The 15,896-nt window shown below is 68.4% G+C and carries 13 protein-coding genes; 5 read left to right on the top strand and 8 right to left on the bottom strand.

What is annotated here, in order from left to right:
• Positions 1 to 92 precede the first annotated feature (92 nt).
• Together KBX71_RS08760 and KBX71_RS08755 are read right to left on the bottom strand one after the other, a co-directional pair.
• Positions 93 to 566, bottom strand: a complete 474-nt coding sequence (locus tag KBX71_RS08760) for a hypothetical protein (RefSeq protein ID WP_210817478.1) — start codon at positions 564 to 566, stop codon at positions 93 to 95.
• A gap of 87 nt (positions 567 to 653) precedes the next feature.
• A complete protein-coding gene (locus KBX71_RS08755; RefSeq protein ID WP_210817477.1) occupies positions 654 to 1,289 on the bottom strand; it encodes a TetR family transcriptional regulator in 636 nt (211 codons plus the stop codon).
• 95 nt (positions 1,290 to 1,384) lie between these two features.
• Between KBX71_RS08755 and KBX71_RS08750 the strand changes: the two genes are divergently transcribed.
• The 3 genes from KBX71_RS08750 (at position 1,385) to KBX71_RS08740 (ending at position 5,964) form a co-directional block, all read left to right on the top strand.
• Positions 1,385 to 2,323 (top strand): oxidoreductase, encoded by a 939-nt coding sequence (locus KBX71_RS08750; RefSeq protein WP_210817476.1) that lies wholly within the window; start codon positions 1,385 to 1,387, stop codon positions 2,321 to 2,323.
• A 63-nt stretch (positions 2,324 to 2,386) separates the two neighbouring features.
• Positions 2,387 to 2,737, top strand: coding sequence for a DoxX family protein (locus tag KBX71_RS08745; RefSeq protein WP_210817564.1), 351 nt, complete (start codon positions 2,387 to 2,389; stop codon positions 2,735 to 2,737).
• Between the two features lie 242 nt (positions 2,738 to 2,979).
• Positions 2,980 to 5,964, top strand: a complete 2,985-nt coding sequence (locus KBX71_RS08740) for a glycoside hydrolase family 3 protein (protein ID WP_210817475.1) — start codon at positions 2,980 to 2,982, stop codon at positions 5,962 to 5,964.
• Positions 5,965 to 6,016: 52 nt separating this feature from the next.
• On the opposite strand, the gene KBX71_RS08735 is transcribed toward KBX71_RS08740, so the two are convergent.
• Genes KBX71_RS08735 through KBX71_RS08725 form a run of 3 tightly spaced genes read right to left on the bottom strand, consistent with a single transcriptional unit; the run spans position 6,017 to position 9,527 of the window.
• Entirely contained in the window at positions 6,017 to 8,110 is a 2,094-nt protein-coding gene (locus tag KBX71_RS08735; protein WP_210817563.1) for a CotH kinase family protein, read from the bottom strand.
• Positions 8,107 to 8,928, bottom strand: coding sequence for a polyphosphate polymerase domain-containing protein (locus KBX71_RS08730; protein ID WP_196928092.1), 822 nt, complete (start codon positions 8,926 to 8,928; stop codon positions 8,107 to 8,109). Before KBX71_RS08730 ends, KBX71_RS08735 begins: the two co-directional genes overlap by 4 nt.
• Positions 8,925 to 9,527 (bottom strand): DUF4956 domain-containing protein, encoded by a 603-nt coding sequence (locus KBX71_RS08725; protein WP_210817474.1) that lies wholly within the window; start codon positions 9,525 to 9,527, stop codon positions 8,925 to 8,927. The genes KBX71_RS08730 and KBX71_RS08725 overlap by 4 nt, the downstream gene beginning before the upstream one ends.
• A gap of 842 nt (positions 9,528 to 10,369) precedes the next feature.
• Here KBX71_RS08725 and KBX71_RS08720 point away from each other — a divergent pair.
• Entirely contained in the window at positions 10,370 to 13,042 is a 2,673-nt protein-coding gene (locus tag KBX71_RS08720) for an RICIN domain-containing protein (RefSeq protein ID WP_374102588.1), read from the top strand.
• Between the two features lie 44 nt (positions 13,043 to 13,086).
• Here KBX71_RS08720 and KBX71_RS33565 read toward each other — a convergent pair whose 3' ends face one another.
• Both KBX71_RS33565 and KBX71_RS08710 read right to left on the bottom strand, forming a co-directional pair.
• A complete protein-coding gene (locus tag KBX71_RS33565) occupies positions 13,087 to 14,277 on the bottom strand; it encodes a DUF1996 domain-containing protein (RefSeq protein WP_210817472.1) in 1,191 nt (396 codons plus the stop codon).
• 189 nt (positions 14,278 to 14,466) lie between these two features.
• Complete coding sequence (locus KBX71_RS08710; protein WP_210817471.1) at positions 14,467 to 14,778, bottom strand: amphi-Trp domain-containing protein; 312 nt, start codon at positions 14,776 to 14,778, stop codon at positions 14,467 to 14,469.
• Positions 14,779 to 14,922: 144 nt separating this feature from the next.
• On the opposite strand from KBX71_RS08710, the gene KBX71_RS08705 reads away from it, so the two are divergent.
• Positions 14,923 to 15,219, top strand: coding sequence for a DUF6582 domain-containing protein (locus KBX71_RS08705; protein WP_124817598.1), 297 nt, complete (start codon positions 14,923 to 14,925; stop codon positions 15,217 to 15,219).
• A 90-nt stretch (positions 15,220 to 15,309) separates the two neighbouring features.
• Here the strand turns inward: KBX71_RS08705 and KBX71_RS08700 are convergent, their stop codons facing one another.
• Positions 15,310 to 15,735: a VOC family protein gene (locus tag KBX71_RS08700; RefSeq protein ID WP_210817470.1), complete on the bottom strand. Its 426-nt coding sequence runs from the start codon at positions 15,733 to 15,735 to the stop codon at positions 15,310 to 15,312.
• Positions 15,736 to 15,896: the final 161 nt, after the last annotated feature.

Raw genomic sequence — 15,896 nt, 5'->3', positions numbered from 1 at the left:
TCGAGCACCCCGTCCGCCGCCGAGACCTGGAACGCCACTGAACCTGACACCACGCGTTGCCGGCGCCCGTGGACGCCGGCAACGCCCCTTGTTCAGTTGGCGTGGGTTAGGCGGGTGGTGATGCGCAGGCCCAGGAGGGTGTCGTTCATCCACGGCGCCCGCTCGCGGTGCAGACCGGCGGTCATCTGGTCCGCCCACACCTCGTACCGTTGCGTGAGGGCGCGGGACCGCGCGCTGGTGATCAGACAGTCGCCAAGTGGGTCACCGGGCAGGTTGGACGAGTCGACAGCTGGCTCGCAGGGCACCTTGAGGCTGACCTGGTCGCGCAGTGGGCGGCTGGGGTCGAGCGTGCATGGTGTGGGCCCGCAGAGGGAGTAGTTCCCGCTCGCCTTGGCACAGGCGGCACCGATCTTGGCGTCCGTCGGCATGTTCACCGGAATCTGGTACTGCCCGAACAGGTTCGCGGACAACACGTCGTCCGGGTCGAGAGCGTTGGGCAGACCCAACCGGGTGTACGCCTGGAGCAGCCGTGCCGCCGTGTTCACCTTCTTCAGGGCGGTGGGCACCGCACCGCTGACCTGGTTGTCATGCCGCGAACGTATTGAGCGGCCTGTAAGTGCGCAGAAACCGCGCTGATTCGCGCAGGGTGGCGCTCAGCCGGCGGCGGGTGACGCGGCAGGCCCGTCGAGGGCCGGCGCCACCACGGCGAACGCCTGGTCCATCAGCTCGGCCAGGTGCTGCTCGTCGTCGCCCGGCTGCCACCGCTGGAGCACCGTGTCGAGGGCCAGCAGGGCCATCCCGGCGGCCATCCGTGGGTAGGGGTCGGTGTGCGGGTCGAGGCCGCCGCGGTTGCCCAGTTCGGCGGCCAGCTCGGCGCGCCACTCGATCTGGCGTTCCAGCCAGCGGGCGTGCAGGGCGGGGGTGTCCAGGATGAGACGGACGACGACCCGGGCTCGCTCGGAGTGTTCCGGGTGGTCGTTGCAGGCGGCGAGCGGCACCCACAGGGCGTGGCGCAGCGCGACCGACTGTGGCTCGGCGCGTGGCCGGGTGGCGAGTTCGGCGATGATGTCAGCGCTGGTGTCGGCCAGGAACCGGACGACGACGTCCTCTTTGGACGCGAAGTAGCGGAAGAAGGTGCGCCGCGACATGCCGGCCGCCGCCACGATGTCGTCGACGGTTACCACGTCGAAGCCCTTGGTGGCGAGCAGCATCAGGGCGGCGTCGCGGAGTTCGTCGGCGACGAGCTGGCGTTTGCGTTCGGCCAGGCTGTTGTCCGCACGAGATCTCATCCGCCGATGCTACGTCAAGAGGTGCTACGCCATGCCCATGTTGGCATTGCGCGCCTTGCTTGACACTGAGTGCCACCGATAGCACAGTGGGTCGCATGACTGTCAATGGCTGGTCCACTGCCCAGATTCCCGACCTGAGCGGCCGTACCTTCGTCGTCACCGGCGCCTCGGCGGGCCTCGGCCTGGTCACCACCCGGGAGCTGGCCGTCCGCGGTGCGCGCGTCGTCCTGGCCGTCCGCGACGAGGAGAGGGGCCGCCGGGTGGCGGCCGACATCGACGCCGCCCGGCCCGGCGTCGACCTGGAAGTACGGCGGATCGACCTCGCCGACCTCGACTCGGTACGGATGTTCGCCGACGGGATGCACGCCGACCACCGTCGGGTGGACGTGCTGATCAACAACGCGGGGGTGATGGCAGTGCCGCGCACCCTCAGCCCGCAGGGTCACGAGGTGCAGTTCGCTACCAACCACCTCGGGCACTTCGCCCTCACCGGGCTCCTGCTCGACCTCCTGCTGGCCGGCCGGGACCCACGGGTGGTCACTGTCACCTCGGTCAACCACCGGCAGGGGAAGGTGCGCTTCGCCGACCCGACCGGCGAGCGGGGCTACTCCCCGATGGGCTTCTACAACACGTCCAAGCTGGCCAACGCCATCTTCGGCTACGAGCTGCACCGGCGGCTCGACGCCGTGGCCAGCCCGCTGGGCAGCTTCCTCGCCCACCCCGGCTACACCGCGACGAACCTGCAGAGCAGCGCCACCACGCCGATCTGGCGGCTGCTGCTGGGCAGAATCGGCAACCCACTCCTCGCCCAGCCGGTCGACCGCGGTGTCTGGCCGCAGCTGTACGCCGCCACCGCCCCCGGGGCGCGGCCCGGCCAGCTCGTCGCCCCCGGCGGGCCGGGCGAACTGCGCGGTCACCCCGCGCCGGGGAAACTCTCCGCGGCCGCGACCGACCCCGAGCACGGCCGCCGTCTGTGGGAACTGTCCGAACAGGCCACCGGCGTACGGTTCGGCGCGCTGCGGCCAACGAGCTGATCGAGTCGTCACGATCCGCAGCGCCAGATCGTCCAGGTGGCGAGCAACCACAACGGAGGAATCATGTTCGCTGCCTATGTCACGATCACCATTCTCGCGGCGATCTTCACCGGCATCGCCGCCGTCACCTACCTGATCGGCCACGACTATCCCAAGGCCCAGGCCGACATGAAGCGCGTGCCACGGTCGTGGTTACCGTGGCTGGGCGCAGCGCTGGCGGCAGGCTCGTTGGGGCTGCTGGCCGGCTTCGCCGTACCGCTGCTGGGCACTCTCGCCGCCGCTGGGCTGGTGCTGTACTTCATCGGCGCGCTGATCGCGCACCTGCGCGTCGGCTCCCGTCAGCTGGTGGGCCCGGCCGTATTCTTCGTCACCGTGGTGGCCGCGCTGACCGTGAATGTGCTCTACCACTGGTGAATCGCCGGCTCCGACGTGAGAAGCGGCGTGGGCGTCGGCGTCGAGGGGCGAGCCGGTATTGCCGGGTCATTGGCGCGCATCTATAGTTGCGCGGATCACAACAATCATGGCCGTGGTGACGCGGCCGGGTCGTCGAAGCGCTTCGACGATTCGTCGTTCAGGCCCGCCAGCCGGGTGTCGAGCCTGGTCACGTCGGTCTGGGCGCCCGCTGGGCGTCTGTCGTACGACATGAGGAGAAACGCATGCGGAACTGGCGCCTTCGGCGCGGAATCACCGCGCTCGCGCTCGCACTGCTAGCCCTACCGGCCGTTCCCGGCACCGCGCTCGCCGAGCCCACCTACCCGTTCCGAGATCCCCACCTGCCTGTGAACGCCCGGGTCGACGACCTGCTCGGCCGTCTCACCCAGGACGAGAAGATCTCCTGGTTGCACCAGTACCAGCCGGCCATTCCCCGGCTGGGCATCGGCCTGTTCAAGACCGGTACCGAGGCGCTGCACGGGGTGGCCTGGTCCACCGACATCGACAACAACGGCGCCGTGGTCAAGGCTCGCGGCACCGCCTTTCCCCAGCCGGTGGGCATGGCGAGCACCTGGAATACCGACCTGATCCGGCAGGTCGGTTCGGCCGTCGGCGACGAGGCGCGCGGCTACCACGCGCAGAATCCCCGGGTCTGGGGGCTCAACCTGTGGGCCCCGGTGGTCAACCTGCTGCGCGACCCCCGGTGGGGCCGCAACGAGGAGGGCTACTCCGAGGACCCGCTGCTCACCGCCGCGATCTCCACCGCGTACGGGTCGGGAATGACCGGCGGGGACCCGAACCACCTGAAGAGCGCACCGACCCTCAAGCACTACCTGGCCTACAACAACGAGGTCCGGCGCGACGTGACCTCGTCGAACGTGCCGCCCCGGGTGCTCAACGAGTACGACCGTGCCGCCTTCAAGCCGGCCATCACCGCCGACGCGGCGACCGGGATGATGGCCGCGTACAACCTGGTCAACGGCCGTCCGGCCACCGTGGACCCGGACCTGGCCACTGTGGTACGCGACTGGACCGACCAGCCGCTGATGAACGTCACGGACGCCTGGGCGCCGAACAACCTCGTCGCCTCCCAGGGGTACTACGCCACCCAGGCCGAGGGGAACGCCGCGATCATCAAGGCTGGCCTGAACAGCTTCATCACCGACGACACGAACGCGCAGCCGACCATCACCGCCATCAAGCAGGCCCTGGCGGCCGGCCTGCTCACCGAGGGGGACATCGACGCCCGGATCCGCGAGATCCTGAACGTCCGGTTCCGGCTGGGTGAGTTCGACCCGGGCGGTGGCCGGTACGGCGGCATCACCCCGGATGTCATCAACAGTCCCGAACACCAGCGACTCGCCCGGCAGGCCGCCGGGGAGGCGATGGTGCTGCTGAAGAACGAGCGGCAGGCGCTGCCGCTGGACCCGGCCCGGACCCGCAAGGTGGCGGTGCTCGGCCCGCTGGCCGACACCCTCTACTCGGACTGGTACGGCGGCGACCTGCCGTACCAGGTGACGGCGCTCGACGGCATCCGTGAACGGCTCGGCAGCTCGGCCAGTGTGAGTGGGCTCGACGGGGCGGACCGGATCGCCCTGAAGGACGCGGCGACCGGCCGGTACGTCACGGCCACCGGCACCACCGACACCAACCCGGTCACCGCGACCGGCGGCAGCGCCTCGCTCGACGCCCAGTTCGACGTGGTCGACTGGGGGCAGGACGTGGTGACCCTGCGCAACGCCGCCAACGGCCGCTACCTCGGCTACAACTGGGGGCCGTTCGTCACCCGCGACGAGCAGCCGAACGGTTGGTACGTCCAGCAGCAGTTCAAGCTGGAGCCGCAGGCCGACGGAACTGTGGTGCTGCGCTATGCCGGCTACGAGACCACTGAGAGTTGGTTCGGCGCCGACACGTACGTGACCGTCGGCGAGGATGGCGCCCTCAAGCTCGGCGCATCGACCCCGGCCGCCGCGACCCACTTCAACCGCGAGGTGATCAGCAGCGGTATCGACCGGGCCGTGGCGGCGGCCAAGGCGGCCGACACCGCTGTGCTGGTGGTCGGCAGCAACCCGTTCATCAACGGCCGCGAGGCGCACGACCGGACCTCCACCGCGCTGAGCGCCGGCCAGGAGGCGCTCGTCAAGGCGGTGACCAGGGCCAACCCGCGGACCGTGCTCGTGCTCCAGACCAGCTACCCGGTCACCATCCGATGGGAGCAGGAGAACGTGCCGGCCATCGTCTGGACCACCCACGCGGGCGCGGAGACCGGTCACGCCGTCGCCGACGTCCTCTTCGGCGACCGCAACCCGTCCGGCCGGCTCACCCAGACCTGGTACCGCTCGGACTCGCAACTGCCGCCGGACCTGCTGGAGTACGACATCATCTCGTCCGGGCAGACCTACCTGTACAGCCGCGCGAAGCCGCTCTACCCGTTCGGCCACGGGCTCTCGTACACCCGATTCCGTTACGGCCAGCTGCGCGCCGGTGTCCAATCGGTCGCGGCCGACGGCACCATCACGGCCAGTGTCGACGTGACAAACGTCGGCAGCCGGGCCGGGTCCGAGGTCGTCCAGCTCTACACCCACCAGCGCACCTCGCGGGACACCACCCCGATCCGCCAGCTCAAGGCATTCGAGCAGGTGAAACTCGCGCCCGGGCAGACCCGTACGGTGACCCTGCGCCTGCCCGCCGCGGACCTGGCGCACTGGGACGTCACCCGCAGCCGGTGGGTGGTCGAGTCGTCCGTCCACGACCTGATGGTCGGGGCGTCCGCCGAGGACATCCGGGCCCGCGCCGCGGTCCGGGTCCGCGGCGAGACGATCCCGGCCCGTGACCTGTCGCGTCCGACCAGGGCGGAGAACTTCGACAGGTACGCGGGGGTCCGGCTCGTCGACGAGTCGAAGCCCAGCGGCACGGCGGTCGGCGCCACCGCGGCCGGTCAGTGGATCTCCTTCGACGGTTCCGCGCTGCGAGCCGGCGCGCGCACCTTCACCGCGACTGTCGCCAAGGCCGGCGCGGATGCCGGCACCATCCAGATCCGGTTGGGTTCGCCCACCGGTCGGCTGCTCGGCACGGCCACCGTGCCCAGCACCGGCGACGACTACCGGTACGTCAGCACCAGCACGGAGTTGGCCCGGGCCGTCGGCACCCGCGACGTTTACCTGGTGTTCGACACCCCGCGGCGCCTGGCGGACTTCTCCATCTGGTGACCGGAGTCCGGGGCCGGGTCGATCGTCGACCCGGCCCCGGGCCTCTGGTTGGTCAGCTCGCCGTGCAGGTCAGCGCCGGTGTACTGGGCGTGCCGGTGGACGAGCCGAGGAACCCGAACGCGGTGCTGGCGCCAGCGCCGAGCGCGCCGTTGTAGGCGACGTTGCGGGCGGTAACCGCGGATCCCTGACTCGTGACTGTCGCGTTCCAGGCCTGGGTGACGCTCTGGCCGCTGGCGAAGGTCCACGTCACGGTCCAGTTGCTGATCGCGGAGGTTCCCGCGGTGACCCGTACCTCGCCCTGGAAGCCGCCGGTCCACTGGCTGGTCACCGCGTACGTCGCGGTGCAGCCGGCCGTCGGCGGCGGAGTGGTGGGCGGCGGGGTGGTGGGCGGCGGGGTGGTGGGCGGCGGAGTGGTGGGCGGCGGGGTGGTGACGGACCCACCCCAGCCGGCGGTGGAGTCCAGCCAGGCGGCGCGTCGCAGCATCCAGTCCCGCATGACCTGGACCTGCCCCTGCCAGGTGGGCGAGGTCGGGGTACGGAAGAAGCTGACCGTCGGCGCCGTCAGGTTGGGCCAGCGTTGGAAGTTGCGCTGGGCCGCGTTGGTCAGCGGGGTCGCGAGAGCGTTGACCCGGGTCTGGAGGGCGGCGTCGGAGAGCAGGCCCCGTCGAAGCGTCTGCCAGCGTGATCGGGCCTGGTTGACGAACGCGGGGTCGCGCAGCAACTGGGCGAACCAGTCGTTGGCCGACGGCTGCCGGGTCTGCTGGTGCTGCCAGCCCGACACCTGGTCGTTGGCGAAGAAACCACCGACGCCGAAGCTGAGGTCGAAGTCCCACAGCGGACCCGCGAAGATCTTGCTGTCCCGGTCCTTGTAGAAGTGCGAGCTACGGACGTACGCGTCCATCTCCCGGCTCAGCTCGTTGACGATCATGAGGTCGATGAAGGAGTCGACATCGATGTACTTGCGGTATCCGGTGTTCGGGTCGGCGAAGTTCGACGAGTGCAGCACGTCGTTGAACTCCTGGAGGTGACCGCGCAGCCAGTCCCGCTGCTGCGGTTGCAGGGGCGACGGGTCGGCCACTTCGAGATAGTTCCAACAGGTGGCGGCCGGCCCGGTGCACGGCAACGTGGGTTCCTCGGCCGCCATCCACTCGAACTTCCAGATGTACCCGCCCTGGATCTTCGGCAGGGTCACGTCATCCTCATCCAACTGCTTGAGGTCGAGGCGGTCCTTGGAGTTCTTGATCGTCTCCATGAACATGTAGACGCCCATGTAGTCACCGGCACCCACGGGTGCGGCGTCCGTGTTGAGATAGAACTCGGCGAACGCGTAGCGCGGAGCCGGCAGCCCCATCTCGCGTCCGAGGTCGTAGACGAGCGCCTCCCGGATCAGCGCCTTGTCGGGGAACGGGCCGCGCAACACCCAGTCGGAGTCGGCGGGCATGCCCAGCACCGGGTAGTCGGCGTCGTCGTTCTCGTTGTCCCAGAACTCGACTCGGAACGGCGTCTTCTCGAACGTCGCGGACGAGTTGCCGCGCAGCCGGAATCCCGCTCGGGTGCTGAGCGTCGGCGTGGCCGCCAGCGACGTGGTGCCGCCGCCCGTCGGTTCGAAGATCATGGTGGTGGCGTCGAAGTACTCACGGCCTGGCCGGCCCGCACCGTACGAGTCGATAAGCACCACCGGCAGGTCGTGGGCGGTGGTGACGTTCTGCGCGGTGTACATGGCGGTGCCGGGCGCGCCCGTTGGCGTCTGACCGACGAACGCCTGTGCCCGCAACTGGGTGGTGCGGGTGAAGCGCAGCGCGGAGCCCGAATAGAGCGACGACTGGGCGGTGGGCGGCTGCCCGTTGGTGGTGTAGCGGATCTGGGCGCCGCTGACCGTACTGCTCAACGTCACCGCCACCTCTCCCCGGAAGGTGCCGCTGGGAACGGAGAAGACGATGTCGCCGATCAGGTCGTCCGCCGCGGCCGGTGCGGCGGCGGCTTGGGTGGGTTCGGTGACGGGTCGGGCGGCCTGGGTGGCGGCGACGGGCTCGGCGCCGGCCGGTGGCGAAGACACCACGAGCAGGCTTGCGACGAACACGGTGGCGGCGGTGATCCCGGCGGCACGAAGGGCCGCCACCGGAAGACGGGTGTTGCGGGTGGTCATGCGCACGATGCCTCCTGTTCTGATCGGGTGGGAACTGTCAACTCCAGGAGCGCCGAGGACGGGTCGGCGCGGAAATGGCGGCGTAGCGTCCGTCGCCACGGCACGTCTGGGAGGTCCAGGCGGAGCGCCGCGAGACCTGTGGCGTACTTCGAGATGCGTACCGGCCGGGTCCCGCGCTGCCACAGCACGCGGTCGACCAACGAGGGGGCCGAGGTGGTCTTGGTCTCGACCACGGCGATGCCGGGCAGTCGGAGTGCGCGGTCACCGTCCTGCCAGGTGAGCCCCGTGTCGATGGTGACCCGGCTCGCGGTCGCCGGCAGTAGCAGAGTGGAGCGACGGTAGCTGGTGACCAGCACCGGCTCCAGCGGGCTGCCGGCGAGGTTGGACAGGATCGACTCCCGATCGAGCACATCGTCGACGAACCCGCGTCCGGACCTGACGGTGCGGCGGTCCTCGGCGAGATACGGCAGTCGGTGCTTGGTGACCCGTCCGCGCGCTCCGCTGATCTTCACCTCCAGCCAGCACTGAGCCGAGTCGAGGTAGGTCCGGGTCCGTACCTTGAAGCGCCTGCGCCGCCGGTACGCGGCGCAGTGGTAGCTGGCCAGACAGGGCGTGTCGAAGTACACGGACTCGTACCGGAAGGTGCGCTCGCCATCGATGTCCAGCACCCGGGCGTACGGGGTGAGCTGGTCCAGCAGGTGCGGCAGCTCGTCCACCGCGATCACGTACTTGCGGTCCACCCTGCACTGCAGCGCCGCTCGGTCGATCACCTCGGCGAGTGCGATCGGCGCCAGCCTCGCCAGCGGTGGGGCGGTCATCGGAGCGCCCCGGCGCGGGCCGGCTTGCTGGTGCCGGCCGCCGCGCTGCGCCGAGCGACCGAGTATCGGACGTCGACCACTGTGGTCTCGTTGACCATGTCGAGCCGCTGGACGATGGCGTTGTGCACCCGGGCGTTGAGCAGCTGCTCCAGCTGGGCGACGAGAGCGACGTGATCGGTGACGGCAGAGTCGAGCACCAAGATCTGGTGCCGGTAGTGCCGGAGCAGCCGTCGGTGGTCACCGACGAACATCACCGCGACGATGAGTGCCATCAGGCCCCCGCTGAGCCAGACCGACGTGGTGCTGAGTGCGCCGAGAATGCCCAGCGCGAGAGCGGAGAAGTAGTACGCCACCTCGTGTTGGTCGAGCTCCGTCGACCGGAGTCGGATGATCGAGAGCACCCCGAACAACGCCAGCCCCAGCCCCAGCCCGGCACCGACGTCGCTGGCGCTCAGCGCGCTCGCCACCGCGAGGACGCCGACGTTGACCCCCAGGTAGGCGACGACCAGGTCGCGCCGGCGGTGCCGCGGGAAGTAGAGCCCGAAGACGAGCAGTGCCACCGCGCAGATGTCGATCGCGAACAGGACGAGCTGCGACATCGCTGGGATTCCTCCTGGTTCGCCGCCGGAACGGACCGACGCCGGGCCGCCGTCGCTGCGTGACGACCTGCGGAAGGTGGCCGGCCTCCGGATTACTTTTCGGTAAACTTTCGGTATTTCGTTGGTGACCGTAAGCAGAACATCAATCGAAGTCAATGCGTGATCGGTGCCGACGTTCACGTCCTTTGGCCGCTCGATGGGGGTCCAGTGCCCTTGACGTGGGCAGGCGGAGGGCGCTGGCTCAGGTCGTGAGGTCGCCGAAACTTTCGGAGTCTTTCGGGGTCGACGGCAGCGGGGCCGTCGTCGATCGGCTGGTGCGGCGTCCCGAATGAGCGGGGCCCGTGGGGGTGGGTTGATCGTCGGCGCGGCCCGGCGGTGGGGTCGCGAGGGCCCGCATGTGCCGGTGATGTCGTAAACGATTCAGCTCCAAAGGAGCGCAGACGCAGGCTCGCCGCGCCGGGACGTAGCCCGGCTGGCGGCGAGTGGTGGCCCTCCCGCGCGTGGTGGGCCTCGGCGGCGAGGCCCGCGCGGTCACCCCGTCCCTGCGGATTCGTCGGACGACGTGGGTGGGGGCGTGCGGTCAGGGTGGCTGATCTGCCCGATCCGGGGGCATTTCTACATAGACGCCCCCCAATTGCCAGTTGCATTCGTCAGACGTGTAACCTACGCTCCCAGTAAGAATTTCGGGGCGGTTAACAAAGAGTGCGGTCGGGGCGACGGAAGTCCCCGCCGGCCCTTAGTGGCGTCGCTGTTCCGTACTCGTCGCTCGATACGCACTTTGGGCACCACATCGACGACCAGTGAGAGGAACAGACGTGAAGTCAGCCATATCCACCGCTCGAATGTCAGTGTTGGCGGTGGCGGCGCTTGTCGCCGCCACACTGCCGGCCGTGCTGACAAACCAGCTGCCGGCATCGGCCGCGGTTCAGGCGACCTACTATGTCGCTCCCGACGGTAACGACGCCAACCCGGGGACCCTGCAATCGCCGTTCAAGACGGTTGAACGCGCGCGGGACGTGGTTCGCACGATAAATTCGACAATGAGCGGTGACATCAACGTGTATCTCCGCAGCGGGAGATACCCGGTCACCAGCACCGTCGAGTTCGGTGCCAGCGACTCCGGCAACAACGGGTTCCGGGTCGCCTACGCTGCCTATCCCGGCGAGACGCCGGTCCTCGACGGCGGTGTCCAGGTGACCGGATGGTCCCAGCACAGCGGCAATATCTGGAAGGCGCCACTGGACCGCGCCAACAAACTGCGGGCGCTCTACGTCAATGACAAGCGCGCCTTGATGGCGTCGAAGACGATCAGCTCGGCGGGCTGCTACGGGACGTACAACATCACCGCCAACCAGGCCGCCTGGGCGTGGGAGTCGGGGTCGCAGTGTGACGGCGCAAAATACAGCCTGAACGATTTTCCTGCCGTCGCCCGTAACCAGGACGACATCGAGATCGAGACGGGCACGACCTGGACCACGGCCATCGTGGGCGTCCGCCAGGTGACCACGAGTTCCGACGGCGCGAACCGGGTCGCCCTCTTCCAGCAGCCCGGTGCGGCGATCGCCCAGGGTTCGTTCAACGGCAACGCCCAGGTGGGCGGCACGCACAAGCTCATGAACGCCTACGAGTTCCTGGACGCCCCCGGTGAGTTCTACTTCGACAAGGGCACCAAGACGGTCTACTACTACAAGGCCAGCGCCGAGAACATGTCGACAGCGACGGTCTACGCGCCGAACAACGTCACCACAGTGCTGCGGGTCGCTGGCACCTCGACGAGCAGCCACGCGCGCAACATCACGTTCTCCGGCCTGACGGTGCAGCACTCGGACTGGAACCTGGTCAACGTCGCCGGATCGGTCCTCAAGCAGGCGCAGCAGGGCAATCTGAGCGCGAACGTCTACGCCAAGGGCAACTTCCACGTCTACCACTACCGCAACGTCGACGTGGTTCCCGGCATCGTCCAGGTGCAGAACGCCGACGGGATCCTCCTGCAACGCAACCGGATCCAACACACCGGTGCCGACGGGATCAGCATGGTCAACGACGTGCAGGGCACACAGTTGATCGGCAACCACACCAACGACATCGCCGGCTCCGCGATCCTCGTGGGCCATCCGCAACACGTCTACATCGGAGACGGCACGTCGACCAACCGGGAGAAGTACTCCGCGTCGGTCGAGGGGCTGCCGAAGAACATCGACATCAAGAACAACTACCTCTACGACAGCGCGGTCCTGTTCAACGGGCACAGCCCCATCTCGGCCTACTTCGCCGACACCCTCACCATCCAGCACAACCGGATCGAGAAGACCCCGTGGTCTGGCATCACGCTCGGCTGGGGCTGGTGGAACTTCGACGGATCGTCGGGCTCGATCGTGCCGAACCGGCCGACCACGACAGCGCGAAACAACACCATCAGCTACAACCACATCATCGACACGGTGCAGCGTCTCAGCGACACTGCCCCCATCTACACACTTGGCAGCCAGCCCGGGACCACCATCACCAACAACTACCTCCAGGGTGTTCCGTCGGGCCACAAGTACGGACTGCACCCGGACGAGGGGTCGGCGTTCATCACGTTCCGCGACAACGTGTTGAGCATCGACAAGAACGTCACCTGGATGATCAACTCGGACGATTTCGGGCGGAAGCACGATCTGAGCATCACGCAGATCTACGGCCCTATCAACAAGGTCTCGAACAAGAACCTGCCGAACAGCACGGTCGCTGACATCATCGTCTCCTCCGACTATGTCTGGCCGGCGACGGCGTACGGCATCGCCGCGAATTCCGGCCTTGAGGACGCGTACCGGGACATCATTCCGGCGAGCAATTTCTCCGCGCCGAACTACGTGCTGCCGGCCAGCACCTTCGTCGCCAGTGCCACCGCGTCGATTCCGATCCGGAGCATCGGTGACGCCACCAAGTCGGTCTGGTTGGCCCCGTACGGCACGACCAGCTTCACCGCCGGGGCGACGATGACCAGGGCGGCCGGCACCGCCACGTCCATCGCCGTGCCGACCACCCAGGGCGAGTACCGGCTCTACGTCGTCGACGCACAGGGCAACCGGTCGGCCGAGTCGACATCGATCGTCCGGCAGCAGCAGGGCGGCGGCGGTACGGGGAACGGGCAACTCGTGGGTGCCCAGTCCGGTCGCTGTGCCGAGGTGCCCAACTCATCCACCACCAACGGCACCCAGACCCAGCTCTGGGACTGCTCCAGCGGCGCCAACCAGCGGTGGACCCAGACCGCCAGCAAGCAGCTGACCGTGTACGGCAACAAGTGCCTGGACGCCTCCGGGGCCGGCACGGCCAACGGCACTGCGGTCATCATCTGGGACTGCCACGGCGGGCTCAACCAGCAGTGGAACGTCAACAGCAACGGCACCGTGACGAACGCCCAGTCGGGGCTCTGTCTCGACGCCAACGGCGCCGCCACCGCCAACGGCACCAAGCTCATCCTCTGGTCCTGCAACGGCGGCACGAACCAGCGGTGGACGCTGCGTAGCTGACCCGACCAGACCCCGGGGCCAGGCCGACACGGGCCTGGCCCCGGCTACCTTTGGTAGCCGTAGTTGTCGCAGGTGCGGCGTCCCTGGACGCAGTTCCTGGTGCGCTTGTTCATGGTGTTGACGTCCCACATCACGAACGCGTCGCCGTGCATCGACGAGGCGCTCTTGCCCTCCTTGTCGGAGGAGAGGTAGTAGCCCGCCGGGGTGCCCTTCGCCGGGTACTGGATGTCGAAGGTGATCGCCGGGATCCGGACCGGGTGGCTGGTCGGGCAGGAGTTGCCGCTGCCGTACGCCACATGGTCCTTGTGGTTGGGGCTGTCCAGGTGCTTGCCGTCCCAGCAGTCGGGGAACTGCATCATGAAGTGCAGCGTCGCGTCGCCCCCGCAGATCGGCCAGTTGCCGTTGGTGCTGCGGGCGATGCCGTCGAGGTCACCGGGCCCGTAGAAGGCGCAGTAGAACTGGCCGGTCGCGCCGCGCGGTGTGGGCTTCTTCTTCTTGGCGTCGCCGGAGATCATGCGCAGGCCGTTGGGCATCGGCATCTGGCCTGTCGAGTTCCTCGCGAGCGAGCGGTAGTAGACCCGGAATCCGGTGGTCTCGACCGGCTTTCCCGTCGCGTTGTCGTAGAGCGTCGGCACCCAGTAGGCGGAGTGGTCCTGGACGGGCTTGCAGGAGGTGGCCGTGAACTTCGTCAGGTCCCCGGCGACGGTGTTCGCGTCGACTGCCTTGTTGCCGACGAACGAGTGCATGTGTGACGCGCCGGGTAGGCCGGGGGCGACGATCGGGTCGTCCGGTAGCCGGTGGCTGTACTGGCAGTCCGCCCGGAACTCCGGGAGGTTACCCACGCCGGCGGGGACGGGGTCGACCTTCAACGCCCGGTACGCGTCGGCCTGCGCCTTCCAGGCCGCACGATCGACCGGAACCCAACCGGTTGCGGGAACCTTCGGCGCGGCAGCGGTCGACGGGGTCGCACCGGGCGACGGGGTCGTGGAGGCCGACGGTGTCGCGGAGGCCGGCACTGTCGCGCCGGGCGAAGCTGGCTGCCCGGCCGGTGACGGCGGGTATTCGAGGGCGTTGGCCGCGTTCGACGGCTCGGGCTGCGCTGCGCCGCTGCCCAGGTACACACCCCCCGCCGCGATGACGACTACGGCCGCCGCGCCGAGGGCTACGCCCAGCCGGTAGCGGGCGAGCCAGCCAGGAAAGCGATGACGTGACGGCGGCGGGCCTTCGTACGACACGTGTCACTCCCAACGAGTAGACGCCAGGATGACCCGAGCGGCCACGGCCGCCGAATGGTAGGCGCTTGCGGGCCGCACTCGGAAGGTCTTTAAACCTTCCTTAAAGTACGCGGGCTTCCCGCGTCCGTGGGTACCGTCCGCCGGATCCGACGGACGGTACCCACGCCCGATCTCGGGTCGGCGCCGTCGCTAGGAGGCGGCGTGCGGCGTGGCGTCGGTCGGCTCGGTGGCCTCGTCGTCAGTCGAGGGCTCCTCCTCGTCCGTCACCTTGACGCGCGCGGGCTCGGTCCAGGAGAACTCGATCTCGACGGAAACCTCCGTCTCGTTCTCCCGTTCGATCTCCAGCTCGCAGCGCACCGTGTCCGCGACCGTCACCGCACCCGCCGCGCCGTAGAAGAGCCGCCCATCAGACTCCAGTTGGTGGGCCAGCTGACGCAGCCAGGCGGCCAGGTCGGAGCGTGACACCGTACGGGCGTCCTCGTAGATATCCATGTCGGCCATGCTCGCACTCCACAAAGGACAAGCTGCGAAGGGCTTCGGCTTCGCGTGGCCCGACCGGCATGATATGGATCTTGTCGGTGGCGATCGTCCGGAAAATGTCGGCTTCGGAGGTGCTGCCGGACAGCGTGCGGGTAATGCTGGGCGATGAAGGCAACCTGGAAGCCCCACGAGAAGCACGGCACCCTGTCGGACAAGGACAAGCGTGAGCTGCCGGAGAGCGTCTTCGCGTTCCCCGAGAAGCGCAAGGAACCGATGACCGATGCGGGCCACGTCCGCAATGCCATCGCCCGGTTCGACCAGGTGCAGGGCGTCACCGACAAGGACCGTGACCTGGCCTTTCAGAACATCCTCGCCGCCGCCAAGCACTACGGTGTCGACGTCGCCGAGACGAACTGGCGTCAACTCGGCAAACTCCCGCACACGCCGAACCCCGCCCACTGACGAGACACTCACACGATTCGGCTCACCAGCCGCGAAGCGGCAGCATTGGTGCGGCGGACGGTGGACCGGGACGAGTGGGACTGAACCGCGTCAGGTCGCCTTCAGCGAGGCGAGGACGTCGAGGTAGTGCGGATTCTTCATGACGCCCAGTACGTTGCCGAACGGGTCGAGCACCGCCGCGGTGATGAACCCCTCGTCCCCGTGCGGAGTGATCGGCTGGTACTCGGTGGCGCCCATCGCCAACAGCCGCTCGACTGTCGCGTCGAGGTCGTCGACGTACCAGTGCATGACCACGCCGCCCGGCCCGGTGGCCGCGCCGGCCGGTGCGTACCTGCGGTCGATGATGCCCAACTCGGCCTGGTAGTCCCCGATGCGGAACTCGGTGTAGGCCGGGCGTCCGTCGGGGCCGGGACGCATGAAGTACGCCTCGACGCCGAGGAAGTCCGCGTACCAGGCAGCGGCCGCTGCCACGTCGTCCGCCCAGATGTTCAGTGTGGCAAATCCTCGCAGGCTCATCAGGTGTCCTCTCGTCGATGTCGCTGGTGTTGACGCTATCGACGATTGCGGAAGGTTTGCTTCCGCAATGGGCTGGGGTCTTGACGATGTTGAGCCCTGGCCCGCATTTTTCGTCCTCGGCCGGGTAGTCGCCGCCATTGCCGGCACGGATGGCAGGGGAT

It is taken from the genome of Micromonospora sp. D93 (assembly GCF_018070365.1).
Taxonomy (GTDB): Bacteria; Actinomycetota; Actinomycetes; order Mycobacteriales; family Micromonosporaceae; genus Micromonospora; species Micromonospora ureilytica.
The sequence above is the reverse complement of the archived record's forward strand: the minus strand, read 5'-3'. Positions and strand labels throughout refer to the sequence as shown.

Excerpts from the sequence above, each read along its gene's own strand:
- KBX71_RS08755 (WP_210817477.1), bottom strand. The coding sequence starts at position 1,289 with ATGAGATCTCGTGCGGACAACAGCCTGGCCGAACGCAAACGCCAGCTC.
- KBX71_RS08750 (WP_210817476.1), top strand. The coding sequence starts at position 1,385 with ATGACTGTCAATGGCTGGTCCACTGCCCAGATTCCCGACCTGAGCGGC.
- KBX71_RS08745 (WP_210817564.1), top strand. The coding sequence starts at position 2,387 with ATGTTCGCTGCCTATGTCACGATCACCATTCTCGCGGCGATCTTCACC.
- KBX71_RS08740 (WP_210817475.1), top strand. The coding sequence starts at position 2,980 with ATGCGGAACTGGCGCCTTCGGCGCGGAATCACCGCGCTCGCGCTCGCA.
- KBX71_RS08735 (WP_210817563.1), bottom strand. The coding sequence starts at position 8,110 with ATGACCACCCGCAACACCCGTCTTCCGGTGGCGGCCCTTCGTGCCGCC.
- KBX71_RS08730 (WP_196928092.1), bottom strand. The coding sequence starts at position 8,928 with ATGACCGCCCCACCGCTGGCGAGGCTGGCGCCGATCGCACTCGCCGAG.
- KBX71_RS08725 (WP_210817474.1), bottom strand. The coding sequence starts at position 9,527 with ATGTCGCAGCTCGTCCTGTTCGCGATCGACATCTGCGCGGTGGCACTG.
- KBX71_RS08720 (WP_374102588.1), top strand. The coding sequence starts at position 10,370 with ATGTCAGTGTTGGCGGTGGCGGCGCTTGTCGCCGCCACACTGCCGGCC.
- KBX71_RS08710 (WP_210817471.1), bottom strand. The coding sequence starts at position 14,778 with ATGGCCGACATGGATATCTACGAGGACGCCCGTACGGTGTCACGCTCC.
- KBX71_RS08705 (WP_124817598.1), top strand. The coding sequence starts at position 14,923 with ATGAAGGCAACCTGGAAGCCCCACGAGAAGCACGGCACCCTGTCGGAC.
- KBX71_RS08700 (WP_210817470.1), bottom strand. The coding sequence starts at position 15,735 with ATGAGCCTGCGAGGATTTGCCACACTGAACATCTGGGCGGACGACGTG.